Annotated in this window: 14 protein-coding genes, 1 tRNA gene and 1 riboswitch; of the genes, 5 read left to right on the forward strand and 10 right to left on the reverse strand. The window is 66.4% G+C overall.

The annotated features are described in order from the left end of the window. Positions 1 to 169: 169 nt before the first annotated feature. Together gluQRS and trmB are read left to right on the forward strand one after the other, a co-directional pair. Positions 170 to 1,048, forward strand: coding sequence for a tRNA glutamyl-Q(34) synthetase GluQRS (gluQRS, locus tag HPA01S_RS17525; protein ID WP_066272066.1), 879 nt, complete (start codon positions 170 to 172; stop codon positions 1,046 to 1,048). A 36-nt stretch (positions 1,049 to 1,084) separates the two neighbouring features. After that, positions 1,085 to 1,813 carry a tRNA (guanosine(46)-N7)-methyltransferase TrmB gene (gene trmB, locus HPA01S_RS17530; protein ID WP_066272067.1) on the forward strand — a complete coding sequence of 243 codons (729 nt, stop codon included), beginning with the start codon at positions 1,085 to 1,087 and terminating at the stop codon, positions 1,811 to 1,813. Positions 1,814 to 1,831: 18 nt separating this feature from the next. Here the strand turns inward: trmB and HPA01S_RS17535 are convergent, their stop codons facing one another. After that, positions 1,832 to 2,014, reverse strand: a complete 183-nt coding sequence (locus tag HPA01S_RS17535; protein WP_245638693.1) for a hypothetical protein — start codon at positions 2,012 to 2,014, stop codon at positions 1,832 to 1,834. Between the two features lie 231 nt (positions 2,015 to 2,245). Between HPA01S_RS17535 and HPA01S_RS17540 the strand changes: the two genes are divergently transcribed. Then, complete coding sequence (locus HPA01S_RS17540; RefSeq protein ID WP_066272068.1) at positions 2,246 to 3,181, forward strand: pseudouridine synthase; 936 nt, start codon at positions 2,246 to 2,248, stop codon at positions 3,179 to 3,181. A gap of 49 nt (positions 3,182 to 3,230) precedes the next feature. Here the strand turns inward: HPA01S_RS17540 and alaS are convergent, their stop codons facing one another. Then, positions 3,231 to 5,855 (reverse strand): alanine--tRNA ligase, encoded by a 2,625-nt coding sequence (gene alaS / locus HPA01S_RS17545; RefSeq protein ID WP_066272069.1) that lies wholly within the window; start codon positions 5,853 to 5,855, stop codon positions 3,231 to 3,233. Positions 5,856 to 6,128: 273 nt separating this feature from the next. Here alaS and HPA01S_RS17550 point away from each other — a divergent pair, with 273 nt between their 5' ends. Both HPA01S_RS17550 and HPA01S_RS17555 read left to right on the forward strand, forming a co-directional pair. After that, on the forward strand, positions 6,129 to 7,619 hold the full coding sequence (locus HPA01S_RS17550; protein WP_066272070.1) for an NAD-dependent succinate-semialdehyde dehydrogenase: 1,491 nt from the start codon (positions 6,129 to 6,131) through the stop codon (positions 7,617 to 7,619). Positions 7,620 to 7,784: 165 nt separating this feature from the next. Beyond that, positions 7,785 to 9,362, forward strand: a complete 1,578-nt coding sequence (locus tag HPA01S_RS17555; protein WP_066272071.1) for a gamma-glutamyltransferase family protein — start codon at positions 7,785 to 7,787, stop codon at positions 9,360 to 9,362. Between the two features lie 46 nt (positions 9,363 to 9,408). On the opposite strand, the gene HPA01S_RS17560 is transcribed toward HPA01S_RS17555, so the two are convergent. From HPA01S_RS17560 to HPA01S_RS17595, 8 genes are all read right to left on the reverse strand, one after another. After that, entirely contained in the window at positions 9,409 to 11,814 is a 2,406-nt protein-coding gene (locus HPA01S_RS17560) for an AMP-binding protein (protein WP_157085082.1), read from the reverse strand. Positions 11,815 to 12,062: 248 nt separating this feature from the next. Then, a tRNA-Gly gene (locus tag HPA01S_RS17565) sits at positions 12,063 to 12,136 on the reverse strand. Positions 12,137 to 12,432: 296 nt separating this feature from the next. Then, positions 12,433 to 12,672: a hypothetical protein gene (locus HPA01S_RS17570; protein ID WP_066272072.1), complete on the reverse strand. Its 240-nt coding sequence runs from the start codon at positions 12,670 to 12,672 to the stop codon at positions 12,433 to 12,435. Between the two features lie 604 nt (positions 12,673 to 13,276). Next, positions 13,277 to 14,164, reverse strand: coding sequence for a helix-turn-helix transcriptional regulator (locus HPA01S_RS17575; RefSeq protein WP_169801551.1), 888 nt, complete (start codon positions 14,162 to 14,164; stop codon positions 13,277 to 13,279). Further along, positions 14,110 to 14,376: a hypothetical protein gene (locus HPA01S_RS17580; protein WP_066272074.1), complete on the reverse strand. Its 267-nt coding sequence runs from the start codon at positions 14,374 to 14,376 to the stop codon at positions 14,110 to 14,112. The genes HPA01S_RS17575 and HPA01S_RS17580 overlap by 55 nt, the downstream gene beginning before the upstream one ends. Before the next feature lie 122 nt (positions 14,377 to 14,498). Continuing rightward, positions 14,499 to 15,077 carry a TMEM165/GDT1 family protein gene (locus tag HPA01S_RS17585; protein ID WP_066272075.1) on the reverse strand — a complete coding sequence of 193 codons (579 nt, stop codon included), beginning with the start codon at positions 15,075 to 15,077 and terminating at the stop codon, positions 14,499 to 14,501. Positions 15,078 to 15,083: 6 nt separating this feature from the next. Next, positions 15,084 to 15,257: riboswitch (yybP-ykoY riboswitch) on the reverse strand. A gap of 26 nt (positions 15,258 to 15,283) precedes the next feature. After that, entirely contained in the window at positions 15,284 to 15,919 is a 636-nt protein-coding gene (locus tag HPA01S_RS17590) for a 3-oxoacid CoA-transferase subunit B (protein ID WP_066272076.1), read from the reverse strand. A 2-nt stretch (positions 15,920 to 15,921) separates the two neighbouring features. Then, on the reverse strand, positions 15,922 to 16,629 hold the full coding sequence (locus HPA01S_RS17595; protein ID WP_066272077.1) for a CoA transferase subunit A: 708 nt from the start codon (positions 16,627 to 16,629) through the stop codon (positions 15,922 to 15,924). Positions 16,630 to 16,688: the final 59 nt, after the last annotated feature.

Below are 16,688 nucleotides of genomic sequence, written 5' to 3' on the forward strand. Positions count from 1 at the left end.
GGCGCCGCTGCGCGGCTTTCCCCCTCTGTGGCGCGCCTTCGGCGCTTCGAAGGGGGACGGCATCTCGGGCTGGCGCAGCCGGACCCTGGATGCCGCTGGACGGGGCTGCTTCATGCGGTCGGGTCGCGCTGCGGCGCGGTGAAAAACTGATACCGCCTGCCCCAGGGCCATGACGCCCAGCTACCGAGGCCGCTTCGCCCCCTCCCCCACCGGCCCGCTGCACGCGGGTTCGCTGGTGGCCGCACTGGCCAGCTGGCTGGACGCACGCGCGCACCGCGGCGTATGGCTGGTGCGCATTGAAGACGTGGACACGCCCCGCTGCGTGCCCGGTGCCGACCAGCACATCCTGGCGCAGCTGGCCGCTTGCGGCCTGGCCAGCGACGAGCCGGTGGTCTGGCAATCGCAGCGAGCGGCGCACTACCAGGCCTTGCTCGATGCGCTCATCCAGCAAGGCCACGCCTACCCCTGCGGCTGCTCGCGCAAGGACATTGAGGCCGCGCTGCACGCACAGGGCCTGACCCGCGAGCGGCACCATGCCGCGGTCTACCCCGGCACCTGCCGGCCGGACCGGGGCGGGCTGAACGGCAAACCCGCCCGCGCCTGGCGCTTCGCGATTGACCACCCGGGCCGGCTGCACTGGTTCGACCGGCGCCTGGGTGCGCAGCAACAGAACGTGGCCACCGAGGTGGGTGACTTCGTGCTGCGGCGCGCCGACGGCCTGTGGGCCTACCAGCTCGCGGTGGTGGTGGACGACGCAGCTCAAGGCATCAGCCACGTGGTGCGCGGCGAAGACCTGGCCGACAACACCGCGCGCCAGCTGCTGCTGCAGCGCGCGCTTGGCCTGCCCTACCCGATCTACCTGCACACACCGCTGGTGCTGGGCGCCAACGGCGAGAAACTGAGCAAACAGAACGGCGCGCAGGCGCTGGACCTGAGCGACCCGCTGGCCGCGCTGGCGCTGGCGGCACAGGCGCTGAGCCTGCCGCCGGTTGGTACCCACAGCGTGCCCGAGGCGCTGGCGCAATGGACGCGGGCCTGGGCGGCCTAAAATCCACCGCTTTCCTGCCTGCCGACATCCCCCGCCATGACCGACCCTCGCCACGCGCAGCCGCGCACCCCTCCCAGCGACGTGCCCTACCTGCGCGAGGTCAAAAGCTATGTGCTGCGCGCCGGGCGCACCACCGTCGGCCAGGCCAAGGCCTACGAACAGTTCGGCCCGCGCTTCCTGCTGCAATACGCACCCGTGGCGCTGGACCCGGCCGCCGCCTTCGGGCGCGAGGCGCCGCTGATCATGGAGATCGGCTTCGGCATGGGCGGCGCCACCGCCCACATCGCGGGGGTGCGGCCGCAGGACAACTTCCTGTGCTGCGAGGTGCACGAGCCCGGTGTGGGCGCCTTGCTCAAGCTGGTGGGCGAACAGGGCCTGGAGAACATCCGCATCTTCCGGCACGACGCGGTCGAGGTGCTGAACCACATGCTCGGCGAAGCCAGCCTCGATGGCGTGCACATCTTTTTCCCCGACCCCTGGCACAAAAGCCGGCACCACAAGCGCCGCCTGATTCAGGGCGAGTTCGTGAACCGGCTGGCGCGCCACCTCAAGCCCGGCGGCTACATCCACCTGGCGACCGACTGGGAGCCGTATTCGCAGCAGATGCTGGAAGTGCTCAGCGCCGAACCGCTGCTGCAGAACACCGCCGAGCCCGGTGGCACCGGCTTCGTGCCCAAGCCCGACTACCGGCCGCTGACCAAGTTCGAGAACCGTGGCCTCAAGCTCGGCCACGGCGTCTGGGACCTGGTGTTCCGCCGCGTCTGAGCGGCGGCGGCGCGGGCCTTATTGCGCGGGGCCGCTTGGCGTGGCCGCCTCGTCGGGGCCCATCACCGCGTCCGCGGTCTTGCCGATGATCTTGCCGCCGATGCGCGCCGTGCCCACCGCCGCATCCACCGCGAGCCCTGCCACGCCCACCACGGCCGAGGCCGCCACATCGGCCACCGTGATCACTGCGCAACCGCTCAAGGCCAGTGCGCAACAAGACAGCGCAGCGGCATGCCACCACCGCCGCCCGCGTGGTAACACACGGCGGGCTTGGGCATCGGGTTCGGGGCTGGGCTTCACGTTGGTCTTTCGGTGTTGGCGCTTCGCCGGGAACGCCGCCACCGGCAGTGGCGGCGGCAGCCTGGCGCGAAGCCACCGAGAATAGCGGCTTCGCGGACGGGTCAACCCACCGCCCATCCGTCAAACCGCGCCATGTCACGCCCACCCAAGAACCCCCTGATCCCGACGCGCCACGGCGTGTCGGCCAGCTGCATCGCGCTGCCCTACGACAAGGCCGCGCCCTGGCCGTTGCTGATCGACTTTCTCGCCGAGCGCCTGGGCGCCGTGGCGCGCGACGACTGGGCACGCCGCATGGCGCGTGGTGACGTGCTCGACGAGGCGGGGCAAGCGCTGGCACCCGACGCCCCCTGGCGGCCCGGCATCCGGGTCTATTACTACCGCGCGCTCGACAACGAGCCGGTGGTGCCGTTCGATGAAGCCGTGCTGTACCAGGACGAACACCTGCTGGTCGCGGACAAGCCGCACTTCCTGCCGGTCACGCCCGGCGGGCGTTACGTGCAGCAGTCACTGCTGGTGCGCCTGAAGAAGCGCCTGGGCATCGACACGCTGAGCCCCATCCACCGCATCGACCGCGAGACCGCCGGCCTGGTGGTGTTCAGCCTGCGGCCGCAGGACCGCGACGCTTACCAGGCGCTGTTCCGCGAGCGCACGGTGCACAAGGTGTACGAGGCGGTGGCAGCGCACGATCCGTCACTGGTGTTGCCGCAGGTGTGGCGCAGCCGCATCGTCGAGGAAGAAGGCGCCTTCTTCCGCATGCACGAAGCCGTCGATGGCGAGGCCAACAGCGAAACCCTGATCGACCGGCTGGAAATACGGGGTGCCTGGGCACGCTACCGGCTCGAGCCGCTGACGGGTAAGCGCCACCAGTTGAGGGTGCACATGAACGCCCTGGGCCTGCCGATCGCGGGCGACCAGTTCTACCCGCAAGTGCAGCGCGGCCCCGACGAAGCCGAAGACTTCACGAACCCGTTGCGCCTGCTGGCGCAGGCGATCCGCTTCACCGACCCGGTGACGGGCGCAGCGCGTCGATTCGAAAGCCAGCAGACGCTGGTCTGGCCAGGCGCATAGGCGGGGCGCCGCCCCCCTTGGGGGGTGACGCCGCAGGCGGCGCGAGGGGTTACAGGCGTTCCGCCACCCAGCCCTGCACCGACTGCAGGGCCTTGGGCAGGCCGCTGGCATCGGTGCCACCGGCCATGGCCATGTCAGGCTTGCCGCCACCCTTGCCGCCCACTTGCTGGGCGACGAAGTTCACCAGCTCACCGGCCTTGACCTTGCCCATGCTGTCGGCGGTCACACCCGCGGCCAGCTGCACCTTGGCGCCGTCCACGGCCGCGAGCACGATGGCGGCGGTCTTGAGCTTGTCCTTGAGCTTGTCCAGCGTGTCGCGCAGGGTCTTGGCGTCGGCGCCGTTGAGCACGGCGGCCAGCACCTTGATGCCCTTGACGTCCACCGCCTGCGCCACCAGCTCGTCGCCCTGGCTGGAGGCCAGCTTGCCCTTGAGCGAGGCCACTTCCTTCTCCAGCGCCTTCACCTGCTCCAGCGTCTGGCCGATGCGGGTATTGAGTTCGGCCGTGGGCGCCTTGAGTGCACCGGCGGCCTGCGCCACCGTGTCTTCGAGCGACTGCAGGTAGGCCAGAGCGTTGGCACCGGTGATGGCCTCGATGCGGCGCACGCCCGCGGCCACACCGCTCTCGCCCACCACCTTGAACAGGCCGATGTCGCCGGTGCGCTGCACGTGCGTGCCGCCGCACAGCTCGCGGCTGCTGCCGATGTCGAGCACGCGCACGGTCTCGCCGTACTTCTCACCGAAGAGCATCATGGCGCCGGTCTTCTGGGCAGCCTCGATGTCCATCAGGCGCGCCTGGGTGGCGGCGTTGGCCAGGATCTCGGCGTTGACGATGTTTTCGATCTGGCGGATCTGCGCGTCGGTGACGGGTGCGTTGTGCGCGAAGTCGAAACGCGTGCGCTCGGCGTTCACCAGCGAGCCCTTTTGCTGCACGTGATCGCCCAGCACCTCGCGCAAGGCCTTGTGCATCAGGTGGGTCGCGCTGTGGTTGCGCACGGTGGCGGCGCGCAGCGCGGTGTTGACCTGCGCGTTCACGCTGTCACCCACGTTGAGCGTGCCCTGCTCCACGGTGCCGTGGTGGCCGAACACGTCGGCCTTGATCTTCTGCGTGTCGCCGACGGCAAAACGCGCCGAACCGCTGGTGATCAGGCCTTCGTCGCCAACCTGACCACCGCTCTCGGCATAGAACGGCGTGTTGTCCAGCACCACCACGCCGGTCTGGCCGGCGTTCAGTGCGGCGACCGGGGTGCCATCGAGGTACAGCGCGGCGATCTTGCCGGGCGCTTCCAGCTGTTCGTAACCGACGAACTGGTTGCCCGCGCCGGTGTAGTCCAGCGCCTTGTCCATCTTGAACTTGCCGGCCGCACGGCCCGCGGCCTTCTGTTTTTCCATCGCGGCGTGGAAGCCGGCCTCGTCCACCGACAGGCCACGCTCGCGGCACACGTCGGCCGAGAGGTCGAGCGGGAAGCCGTAGGTGTCGTGCAGCTTGAAGGCGACGTCGCCCGGCAGCACCTTCTCGCCGCCGGCCAGGGCCGCGTCGAGGATTTCCATGCCGTTGGCCAGCGTCTCGTAGAAGCGCTCTTCTTCGGCCTTGAGCACGTCGATGATGCGTTGCTCCTGGCGCGCCAGGTTGGGATAGGCCTCGCCCATCAGCTTCACCAGATCGGGCACCAGCTTGTGGAAGAACGGCGTCTTCTGGCCCAGCTTGTAGCCGTGGCGGATGGCGCGGCGCACGATGCGGCGCTGCACGTAGCCGCGGCCTTCGTTGCTCGGGATCACACCGTCGCTGACCAGGAAGGCGGTGGCGCGGATGTGGTCGGCGATGACCTTGAGCGAAGGGTTGGCCAGGTCGGCCGTGCCGGTCTCGCGGCCGGCGGCCTTGATCAGCGCGTCGAACAGGTCGATCTCGTAGTTGCTGTGCACGTGCTGCAGGATCGCGGCCAGGCGCTCCAGGCCCATGCCGGTGTCCACGCAGGGCGCCGGCAGCGGCGTGACGGCGCCGGTTTCGTCCATGTTGAACTGCATGAACACGTTGTTCCAGATCTCGATGAAACGGTCACCGTCTTCATCGGGGCTGCCGGGTGGGCCACCGGCGATGTGCGGGCCGTGGTCGTAGAAGATTTCGCTGCAGGGGCCGCAGGGGCCGGTGTCGGCCATCATCCAGAAGTTGTCGCTCTTGTAGCGGCCGCCCTTGTTGTCGCCGATGCGGATCACGCGCTCGGGCGGCAGGCCGATTTCTTTCGTCCAGATGTCGTAGGCCTCGTCGTCCTCTTCGTACACCGTGGCGAGCAGGCGTTCCTTGGGCAGCTTGTAGACCTCGGTCAGCAGTTCCCAGGCCCACTTCAGGCTCTCGCGCTTGAAGTAGTCACCAAACGACCAGTTGCCCAGCATCTCGAAGAAGGTGTGGTGGCGCGCGGTGTAGCCCACGTTCTCCAGGTCGTTGTGTTTGCCGCCGGCGCGCAGGCAGGCCTGCACCGAGGTGGCGCGCACGTAGGGGCGCTTGTCGGTGCCGAGGAACACGTCCTTGAACTGCACCATGCCCGAGTTGGTGAACATGAGCGTGGGGTCGTTGCCGGGCACCAGCGGGCTGGAGGCCACCACGGTGTGGCCCTTGGAGGCGAAGAAGTCCAGGAAGCTTTTGCGGATGTCGGCGACGGAAGCAACGGGGCGGGTCATGGGGGCCTTGTGGGTGGTCGGTCGGTCTTGGGCTGCGGGCAGCGCTCGCGCGCGCGGAACCCGGTATTTTCCAACATGTGAGGCCACCCCTGTGCGCGGCCCCCGAAATCGGGTGGATTGCCCGTTGGCGTCGCGGGCGGCACCGCGCCGGCCGGGGCAAAAGGATATGCTGGCCGTCGATTCGGCGGCACAATGCCCAGGGCTTTATTTAACAAGTTAAATGAAGCCGGCCCGCCCCTGGCGCGCCCTGCGCCGCACCGACGGAGACACCCGATGGACATGAAGACCTCCCCCCTGGGCCTGCTCAAGGACCCGACGCTGCTCAAGACCGATGGCCTGATCAACGGCCAGTGGGTGGCCGGCCGCAGCCGCTTCGACGTGCTCGACCCCGCCACCGGCCTCAAGCTGGCCGATGTGGCCAACCTGGGTCCGCAGGATGCCGAAGCCGCGATCAGCGCCGCCAACGCCGCCTGGCCAGCCTGGAAAAACAAGACCGCCAAGGAGCGCAGCAACATCCTGCGCAAGTGGTACGACCTGCTGATGGCGAACCAGGACGACCTGGGCACCCTCATGACGGCCGAACAGGGCAAGCCCCTGGCCGAGGCCAAGGGCGAGGTGGCCTATGGGGCCAGCTTCGTCGAGTGGTTTGCCGAAGAGGCCAAACGCGTCAACGGCGAAACCCTGCCGACCTTCGACAACAACCGCCGCCTGCTGGTGCTCAAGCAGCCCATCGGCGTCTGCGCGGCCATCACGCCGTGGAATTTCCCGCTCGCCATGATCACGCGCAAGGTGGCGCCGGCGCTGGCCGCGGGCTGCCCGGTGATCATCAAGCCGGCCGAGCTCACGCCGCTGACCGCGCTGGCGGCGGCCGAGCTGGCCATCCGCGCCGGCATTCCGGCCGGTGTGTTCAACATCCTCACCGCCGACAGCGAACAGTCCATCGCCGTGGGCAAGGTGCTGTGCGCGAGCGACGTGGTGCGCCACATCAGCTTCACCGGCTCCACCGAAGTGGGCCGCATCCTCATGGCGCAGTGCGCGCCGACGGTGAAGAAGATGTCGCTCGAACTCGGCGGCAACGCGCCCTTCCTGGTGTTCGACGATGCCGACATCGACAGCGCGGTGGAAGGCGCCTTCGCCAGCAAATACCGCAACGCCGGCCAGACCTGCGTCTGCACCAACCGCTTCTACGTGCAGGACGGCGTGTACGACGCGTTCGTGCAGAAGTTCGCCGCCAAGGTGAAAACCGCCAAGGTCGGCAACGGTTTTGGTGAGGGCGTGAACCAGGGCCCGCTGATCGAAGAGGCCGCGCTGGTCAAGGTGCAGCGCCATGTGGATGATGCCGTGGCCAAGGGTGGTCGCGTGGTGGCCGGCGGCCAGCGCCTGAGCAGCCTGGGCAGCGGCCAGTTCTTCGAACCCACGGTGGTGGCCGATGCCAGTGCCGACATGCTCTGCGCGAAGGAAGAAACCTTCGGCCCGTTCGCGCCGGTGTTCCGGTTCCACACCGAGCAGGAAGCCATCGACGCCGCCAACAACACCGAGTTCGGCCTCGCGAGTTACTTCTACAGCCGCGACATGGGCCGCATCCTGCGTGTGAGCGAGGCGCTGGAGTACGGCATGGTGGGTGTCAACGTGGGCATCCTGGCCACCGAACACGTGCCCTTCGGTGGCGTCAAGCAGTCGGGCCTGGGCCGCGAGGGATCGCACCACGGCATGGACGACTACGTCGAGATCAAATACCTCTGCATCGGCGACGTGCTGAAGTAAACGCCCCCGCGCCGGCCTGCGGCCGTCACCCCCCAGGGGGCACACCCGCGCCCCGGCACAGCCGGTTCCGCGGTGCTCTGGACCGAGTCCGTGCACGCCGGTCACCTCTCTTCTTTTTCTCCAAGCAGGCAACCCTTGAACTTCTCCTGGCACAACCCCTATCCGATGTCGCGGGCGCCGCTCATGGCGCGCAACGTGGTCGCCACCTCACAACCCCTGGCCGCACAGGCCGGCCTGCGCATGCTGCTCAAGGGCGGCAACGCGGTGGATGCGGCCATCGCCGCCGCCGCCGCGCTGACCATCGTGGAACCCTGCTCCAACGGCCTGGGCAGCGACAACTTCGCCATCGTCTGGGACGGTGCGGAGCTGCACGGCATGAACTCCTCGGGCGCGGCGCCGGCCGGCTGGAGCAAGGCCTACTTCGACAACAAACACGGCGGCCAGATTCCCCTGCGCGGCGTGGACGCGATCACCGTGCCCGGCGCCGTGGCCGGCTGGGCCGCGCTGTCGGAGCGCTTCGGCGCCCTGCCCTTCGCCGACCTGCTGCAGCCCGCCATCGAACTCGCCGAAGGCGGCCACGCGGTGGCGCCGGTCATCGCCCACAAGTGGGCGTTGGCCGTGCCCCTGCTGCAGAACCAGCCCGGGTTTGCCGAAGCCTTCATGCCACACGGCCGCGCACCACAAGCCGGTGAACGCTTCACCTTCGCCGAAGCCGGCCGCGCGTTGCGCCGCATCGCCGAGACACGTGGCGAGGCCTTTTACCGTGGCGAGATCGCCGCCGCCATCGAGGCCTTTGCGCGTGAACACGGTGCACAACTGCGCGCCAGCGACCTGGCGGCCCACGCGGTGCAATGGGTCAAGCCGATCGAGATGGCCTTTGCCGGCCACACCGTGCACGAGCTGCCACCCAACGGCCAGGGCATCGCCGCGCTGATGGCGCTGGGCATGCTGGAGCAGCTCGACATCGGCCGCTTCGGGCCGGACAGCATCGAAAGCCAGCACCTGCAGATCGAAGCCATCAAGCTGGCCTTTGCCGACACTTATCGCTGGGTGGCGGACGAACGTTTCATGACCGAGGTGCGCGCATCCGACCTGCTTGACCCGGGCTACCTGCGCGAGCGCTCGAAGCTCATTGACCCGAAGCGCGCCATTCACCCCGGCGCCGGCCATCCGCCGCGCGGCGGCACGGTGTACCTCAGCGCCGCCGACGCCCAGGGCCGCATGGTGAGCCTGATCCAGTCGAACTACCTGGGCTTTGGCAGCGGTGCGGTGGTGCCGGGCTGGGGCGTGAGCCTGCACAACCGCGGCCACGGCTTCACGCTGCAGGACGGCCACCCCAACCAGGTGGCGCCGGGCAAGCGCCCGTTCCACACCATCATCCCGGGTTTCGTGACGCGCGAGGGCCAGGGTGTGATGAGCTTCGGCGTGATGGGTGCCAACATGCAACCACAAGGCCATGTGCAAACGCTGGTGCGCATGCTGGTGCACGGACAACAACCCCAGGCCGCATGCGACGCACCGCGCTGGAAATGGGGCAAGGGCATGGACGTGGACTTTGAAGCCACCATGGCCCCCGCCCTGCGCGACGGCCTCAAGGCCCTGGGCCACCGCTTCGAGCCCACCGCCGACACCTACCTCGATTTCGGCAGCGGCCAGTTCATTGCCCGCATGAGCGACGACATGGCCGACGGCTACGTGGCCGCGAGCGATTCGCGGCGCGACGGGCAGGCTGTGGGGTTCTGACGGAGCGCAAGGCCTTCAACGCCTTCGTGCGAGCCTTGCGCCCGGGTCAACGCGCCCAGGCCTTGAGCTGCACAAATCGCCGCTCGCACCAGGCGTATCCATGCGCCAGGACGATGCCGACCACCGTGGCCGAAATCAGCGACAGCCACGGTCTCGCGTGGCCGAACACCTTGAGCACCAGGGACATCATTTGATAGTGGCTGAGATAAATGAACATCGAGGCACTTGCGATTTCAGCCACGATCACCTTCGCCGGCGCGGGTACGACGATCGCCGGAACAAACAACACAATCGCACAGCCGCCCGCCACATAGAAGGCCGCAGAGGTAAAGCCCCACACGGTCAATACAGACACGACGGCAACAGCCATCGCCAGGCAACGCGTGCGCAAGTCGTTTGCACTGGCCAACACCATTCCGAGAACAAATGCCCACGCATAGTGCCAAGGCACACGGTGGTAGTTGTAGTCGGTGTTCCAGACCATTTCGATACCCCGGTCGATGACGACCACCGACACAAACAGCACCAGCGCACTCACCATCGGACGCACGCGAAACGACTCACGGACTCTCGGAAAAGAAAACAGCAGCGCGGCCAGCAAAAGCAGCTGGATGTAAAACTCTACGAAGTAGAAAAGATAGCCCTTCAATGCGCCCGGATCCAGAAAATTGGAGACCAGCAGCAGCGGCGTGATCTCGAACCTGTGCGTCAGCACTTGCAACAAGGCAACCATGAGCATCGTGGGGATGGCCACATAGCGGACCGTACCCAGCAGCGTCTTCACGCTGCCGGCGCGGATGATTTCAGGCAACTGCCAACGCGCGACCGAGTAGCCGGCGAGCATTACCAGGAAATACGCGGCACCCCAGTTCGGGCTGTAAACAAAGGCCTCCGCGTGCAGCGCCACAATGCAGACCATGAAGAACGCACGGGTCAGCGTGGTGGACTCCAGACGCCGCCAGAAGGACTTGGTGGCCCCACCCACGCGTTGCTGCAGCTCGGCGGCCGTGAGTCGTTCCCAGTTGTTGGGCATCGGGCCGAAGCGCTGCTCAAACCGCAGTGAGAACTGGATGTAGTGCAGAGAGTCACCACCGAGTGACTCGAAGGTGTCTTCCGGGCCAATCTTCTGGCCGGGAAACTCGTGCTGGAACAAGGACAGCACATCGCTGATTTTCCCAACAGGCAATGGTGCATCGGTCACTGCCGCCGGCAGTTGCGCAACAAATTGAACCGCCAGCACGCTGCGCTGCACTTTGCCGGTGCCGGTGACGGGCAGCTTCTCCACCGCCATCACCTGCAACGCACTGCCGGCGTCAACCCCCATCTCCCTCAGTGCGGCAATGGCCACCTCTTTGACGCGTGCCGTACCGGACGGCGCGGATTGCACGGCAACCAGCACCCCATCGCCGCGTTGCGCGTCTGGAATCTTCGCCACCGCAATCTGCGCCCCCGGCTCCAGGCGGGCGCGCACACGCGCTTCGAGTTGGTCAGGGACGACCTTCACGCCGCCGCAATTGATCAGATCGTCGGCACGGCCATCAAAGAACAGGTGGCCATCGCGCATGTGGCCCAGGTCGTTGGTCTGCAGCCAGCCGTTGGCGTCCCTCAGATCGTGCAGGCCCTCGGCGTCGATGCGGGACCTGGCGACATGCGGTCCGCGAATCATGATGCGACCGTCGGTGCTGAGCTGCACTTCCGTCTTCCCCACCGGTTGGCCCACGGACTCCAGCAACGCCGCCGGCGCATCGGAAATCTGCAGGAAGGTCGTCCGCGAGGCTTCGGTCAGACCGTAATGCTGCACGATCAGCGCGTTCGGGAACAGCGCCTTGATGCGGGTCTTTTCGTCCGCCGTCATCTGCTGCGAGCCGATTTCCATCCAGCGCAGATTCTTGCCCGCCTCACCGATGACCTCGGGCGAAGCCAACAGGATGCGCAGCAAGGTTGGCACGGCCGAGAGCGCGTTGACTTCACCGGCGGCAAGCATGCGGGCAAGTTCGAGCGGATCGAACCCGCGCGGCGGCAGATAGGCCCGGCCGCCCACCGCGGCGATGGCCCGGTAGCGGGCCATGCCGAAACTGAACGTGGCAGGCACACCCACGTACTCACGGATCTCTGCGGTCATCCGCATCTGCTGGATGATGCGTTCAGCGGCATCGGCCAGGTTGGCGTAGGTCAGCACGATGCCTTTGGGCAGGCCTTCGGTGCCCGAGGTGTAGGTCACCTGCGCGGGCAGATCGTCGTGGATCAGCGCATGCTGGCCGGCGAACCAGCCCGACCGGTCCAATGGCACGGCGCAGCGGTCGATGACGATGCCCGACAGCTTGTCGATCTGGGCCTCGCTGGTCACGATCACCAGCGGCCGTCGTGACTCGTAAAGCGCAAAGACCTGCTCGACGAAGGCAATCGAATTTCTACCGACCACCGCAGTGGCATGCAAGCCCATGGCACTCATACTGGATTCCTTGCACGAATGCAAAAACCAAAGCACCTCAAACGCCAGACGCAATTCAGACGTTGGGGGTGAGACCGATCAAGATACCCGACCTCGGAAAGCCTCTGCGGCCGGTGTCGGTGCCGGCTGCGCAATTCATCACTGAGGATGCAAGAAAAAAAGCCCGGACCGATCTGCAGAAGACCTTGCCCCCTGCGCAAGGGGGCTTGGCGTGCGCCTGGTCATCTGCAACTCGCGCCACTTGTGGCTGGAGCGGGTGAAGGGAATCGAACCCTCGTATGAAGCTTGGGAAGCTGCCGTTCTGCCATTGAACTACACCCGCGTCTCGCATCCCTCAAGTCTCCAAGAGGGTCTCTTTTTCCGTCAGCGCCTGTCGGAGCCAGGTTGGTCCGGCGGTGCAAGCCTCGCCCGCTTGCCAAACTCATCTGCGGCCTTGGCGCAGCTTTTTGAGCCGCCCCACCTCATTCACGCCTCAGCCGTCGGTTCTCTCGCCCCGCCCAGCACTCACGAAACAGGCAGGAGTGTACACAGGTGGACGGGCACGATGCGTCTTGGATGCTAGCGAAGCCAAGCCGCAACCTGGCCGGGTACCAGATGCGGCCCAGGCCCATGGCGCCCTCAATCGGCGCCGGAACACGCCCACGTCGACAGCGACGCTGTACTGGTGCCAGTTGCGCTGGTGGCGCGATCAAACGCTGCGATCAGAAGAGCCCGCCTGGCCTGCAGCGCGGCCTGGATTTCCGGCGCATCGGTCGGGTTGAACTTGTCGAAGTCCAGGTCTGCGCGGGCGACCAGATAGTCTTCGAGCGCCTGGGCGAAGACGGCACCGGGTGTGGGCTGTTTTTTTTCTGCGTTCATGCTGTTGCCTTGGAATTTTCAATGCGCCATACCGTCGAGATGCACGATTTCAACCCACTTGCCCTCAATGCGCGCGCATGCAAGCATTTCCTTTTCTTCTTTCTAACGGCACGAATTTAAATCGCAGCCCTTTTAAACGCCTGTTGAATCGGTAATTGATCGGATTGAGCAACGGCTACGGACATGAACTTGCCCGGTGCTCCCCGCTCGGCCCAATCAACTTCGCCAGGAGTACGCCGCCACCCAATCCACCCAAAACCGACTGAATCACTCGGAATACAAAACACAGACGAACCATTGGCTTTTGAAAGCTCAAAAGCCTGCAGTGAACCCCACCCCACAAAACGTTACATATCTTAATCGAACGTTAAATTGCTATCGCGCAGCTGTCAACCGCTCCTGGCTAAGCAAAAACGCCTATTTCATTTGAGGGTTGCACATTGATGACCGGGTGCCCCAATACAGGCACTGTCTGAATGTGCGCGCCTTTCCCCGGCCGCACCCGACGTGGCATTTCACGCGTGAACGCGGCGGGAATGCCCGGCGAGGCTTGGCGGATCAGGCGTCCAGGGTCCTCGCCGGAACGGCAGAACTCGGGGCGGGATCAACCCAGCATGGCCACGCTGTGGTTGACGAGCGCAGCCAGTTCGTTCTGCCGGTGGGTGCCGGTCTTGCCCAGCGCCTGCTTGAGGTGGGAGCGCACCGTGCCCGTGCTCACCCCCAGGCGTTCGGCAATCTCCTCGGGAGCGACGCCCTCGGCGATGGCCGCCGCCACACGCGCCTCGCTCGGCGTGAGGCCGAAGAGTTGGCGCAGCACCTCGATCGAGGCCTTCTGCTGCAGGGCGTCGCGCAGCAGCACCAGCACGGCCGGCGTGGCATCGGGCGCACCGCGCCAGGGCGTCAACAAGGCGGTGACCGCTGCGCCCGGCATGTCGTTGAGGCGCATCGCGCCGCCGATACCCCGAGCGGCCTGCTCGAGCAGATGCCGCCACAGCGAGGCAAAGGCAGGCCCCGCCACGACGCGGCCTGCGCAAAGCGACAGATCGGTGCCGCGCCGCAGATGGGCTTCACCCAGTGCGCTGGCATGCAGCAGGCGCCCCGCTCCATCGAGCAACAGGGCGGGCGTGCGCAATCGGTCGAGCGCGGCCAGTTCGGCCGTCCTGGCATTGGCGGCACCGGCCAGCTGGCTTCGCACGCGCAAGGCACGCTGCAGGTGCGGCAGCACGTGCGCCAGTCGCCGCCGCTCAGCCGCGCCGAACTCGGCGCCCGCGTGCCCCCGGTGAATGCCTATCACGCCGGTGCGCTCACCCGCCATAGGGAACACGGAGCCAACCATGTGGAGGATGCCCAGGGGGCGGTTCCAGTCCTGGTAGAAGCCGCTGCGCACGTAGTCAGACCGCTCCAACAACTGCTGGCTAACGAAGACGCCCGAAGGCTTCAGCGCCATGGCTCGCTCGACCCACAGGTCGTTGGGTGCCAGTGCGCCGTCCACGCCGGGTCACGCTCGCACACCGCGAAGTTCTCGGTCTGCTGAAGCAGCTCCACCTCTGCGCCACCCTGGAACTTGAGGATCGCGCTGTCGGCATCGAACGCGGCGGCCAGGGCTTGCGCCGCGCCGTCCCACTCGCGTGCGCCCACGGCAGCGTCGTAGAACCATTCGATCAGATCTTTGGTGGAAGGACGTGCGTTGAATTCGGGCGGCATGCGGATTTATACCGTGCACTGCGCCCTATAGCACACAAGTGTTGAACGCCGCCGGTTTCCAGCGCATCGAGCAGGGGCTTCCGCCCGCGCGAGGCCCCTGCGAACCAGCAGGCCCGCGTCTCTCAACCGGTCATCGAAGCGCCAACACCCAGCAGCGCCAGCACACCCAGCACCGCAAAGATCAGCGCCGCGACGATGTGCACGATCTTGATCGGCACGCGGCGTGTGATCGCGTCGCCGAAGAACACCACCGGCGCGTTGGCCAGCATCATGCCGAAGGTGGTGCCGATCACCACCGCGATCAGCGGCTCGTACTGCGCACCCAGCGCCACCGTGGCGATCTGCGTCTTGTCGCCCATCTCGGCCAGGAAAAACGCCCACAGCGTGGCGATGAACACGCCCATCTGGCGCTTGGGCATCGCGTCTTCTTCGTCCAGCTTGTCGGGGATCAGCATCCACAGCGCCATGGCAATGAAGGACACGCCCAACACCCAGCGCATCACGTTCGGGCCAACGGCGGCCATGATCCAGGCGCCCGCAGCACCGGCGAGCGCGTGGTTGAGCAAGGTGGCAACGAGGATGCCCCAGACGATGGGCCAGGGGCGTTTGAAGCGGGCGGCGAGGACCAGGGACAGCAGTTGGGTCTTGTCGCCCATTTCAGCCAGGGCGACGATGCCGGTCGAGATCAGGAATGCTTCCAAGAAAATGCTCCGAGGGCCAGCAGAAACCAAAAGACCACACGGCATCCCCGGCCCAACCGGAGGCAGTGTGGTCAAAGGTCTTGCCAGGCTGGAAGCTGTCTGCGCCATGGCCGTGGGAGCCAAGTGTGTTGACGCAGACCTCTGCAAGGTGCAGAGCGGCTACTCCCCAATGACGGGTGAGCCGCGAGTATATCCCCCGGGGGGGATCAGACCAGCGTGACACCCGTCCTGGACTGGATGAATTCGCGCGTCACGTCCGGTGCCAGCTCGACCAGCTTGAGGCCTTCGGGCGTCACGTCCATCACGCCGAGGTCGGTGATGATGCGGTCCACCACGCCCACGCCGGTCAGAGGCAGGGTGCAGTTGGCAAGGATCTTCAGGTCTTCCGTGCCGTCTTTCTTCTTCGCCACGTGCTCCATCAGGATGATCACGCGCTTGACGCCGGCCACGAGGTCCATCGCGCCGCCCATGCCCTTGACCATCTTGCCGGGGATCATCCAGTTCGCCAGGTCGCCCTTTTCGCTGACCTGCATGGCACCCAGGATGGACAGGTTGATCTTGCCGCCGCGGATCATGGCGAAGCTGTCGTGGCTGCCGAAGACGCTCGAACCCGGCAGCGTGGTCACGGTCTGTTTGCCGGCGTTGATCAGGTCGGCGTCCACCTGGTCTTCGGTCGGGAACGGGCCGATGCCGAGCATGCCGTTCTCGCTCTGCAGCCACACCTCTTTGTCGCCGGTGTGGTTGGCCACCAGGGTCGGGATGCCGATGCCCAGGTTCACATAGAAACCGTCTTCGAGTTCTTGCGCCGCGCGCGCGGCCATTTGGTCTTGGGTCCAGGGCATGGTCAGGCTCCAGCTTTCTCGGTGATGGTGCGCTTTTCAATGCGCTTCTCGGGGTTGGCGTTGTGCACGATGCGGTGCACGTAGATGCCGGGCAGGTGCACCTGGTCGGGCTCGATGGCGCCGGTCTCGACGATCTCCTCAACCTCGACCACGCAGATCTTGCCGGCCATGGCCACGGCCGGGTTGAAGTTGCGCGCGGTCAGTCGGAACTGCAGGTTGCCGGACTTGTCGGCGCGGTGCGCCTTCACCAGTGCCACGTCGGGCACCAGGGCGTGCTCCATCACATAGGTCTCGCCGTCGAACTCACGCAGTTCCTTGCCTTCGGCCACCTGGGTGCCCACGCCGGTCTTGGTGAAGAAGGCCGGGATGCCCGCGCCGCCGGCACGCAGCTTCTCGGCCAGCGTGCCCTGCGGCGTGAATTCGAGCTGCAGTTCACCGGCGAGGTACTGGCGCTCGAACTCCTTGTTCTCGCCCACATAGCTCGCGATCATCTTGGTGATCTGCCGGGTCTCCAGCAGCTTGCCGAGGCCGAAGCCGTCAACGCCCGCGTTGTTGGAGATCACGGTGAGGTCCTTGGCACCGCTGTCGCGCAGCGCGTCGATCAGGGCCTCGGGGATGCCGCAGAGGCCAAAGCCCCCGACGGCGAGCAACTGGCCATCGGCCACGATGCCTTTGAGCGCGGCAGCCGCGTCCGGATAAATCTTGTTCACGTCGGGGTCTCCTGGTTGAGGCGTTTCGGCCGTTACCATACTACGTAACCATGTACGTA

Origin of the sequence: Hydrogenophaga palleronii NBRC 102513, assembly GCF_001571225.1 — a bacterium.
Lineage (GTDB): Bacteria > Pseudomonadota > Gammaproteobacteria > Burkholderiales > Burkholderiaceae_C > Hydrogenophaga > Hydrogenophaga palleronii.

What these genes read in the sequence shown, in the direction of transcription:
- HPA01S_RS17590 (WP_066272076.1), bottom strand. Translation starts at nt 15,919, where the DNA reads ATGCCCTGGACCCAAGACCAAATGGCCGCGCGCGCGGCGCAAGAACTC.
- HPA01S_RS17560 (WP_157085082.1), bottom strand. Translation starts at nt 11,814, where the DNA reads ATGAGTGCCATGGGCTTGCATGCCACTGCGGTGGTCGGTAGAAATTCG.
- alaS (WP_066272069.1), bottom strand. Translation starts at nt 5,855, where the DNA reads ATGACCCGCCCCGTTGCTTCCGTCGCCGACATCCGCAAAAGCTTCCTG.
- HPA01S_RS17580 (WP_066272074.1), bottom strand. Translation starts at nt 14,376, where the DNA reads ATGCCGCCCGAATTCAACGCACGTCCTTCCACCAAAGATCTGATCGAA.
- gluQRS (WP_066272066.1), top strand. Translation starts at nt 170, where the DNA reads ATGACGCCCAGCTACCGAGGCCGCTTCGCCCCCTCCCCCACCGGCCCG.
- HPA01S_RS17550 (WP_066272070.1), top strand. Translation starts at nt 6,129, where the DNA reads ATGGACATGAAGACCTCCCCCCTGGGCCTGCTCAAGGACCCGACGCTG.
- HPA01S_RS17570 (WP_066272072.1), bottom strand. Translation starts at nt 12,672, where the DNA reads ATGAACGCAGAAAAAAAACAGCCCACACCCGGTGCCGTCTTCGCCCAG.
- trmB (WP_066272067.1), top strand. Translation starts at nt 1,085, where the DNA reads ATGACCGACCCTCGCCACGCGCAGCCGCGCACCCCTCCCAGCGACGTG.
- HPA01S_RS17540 (WP_066272068.1), top strand. Translation starts at nt 2,246, where the DNA reads ATGTCACGCCCACCCAAGAACCCCCTGATCCCGACGCGCCACGGCGTG.
- HPA01S_RS17555 (WP_066272071.1), top strand. Translation starts at nt 7,785, where the DNA reads ATGTCGCGGGCGCCGCTCATGGCGCGCAACGTGGTCGCCACCTCACAA.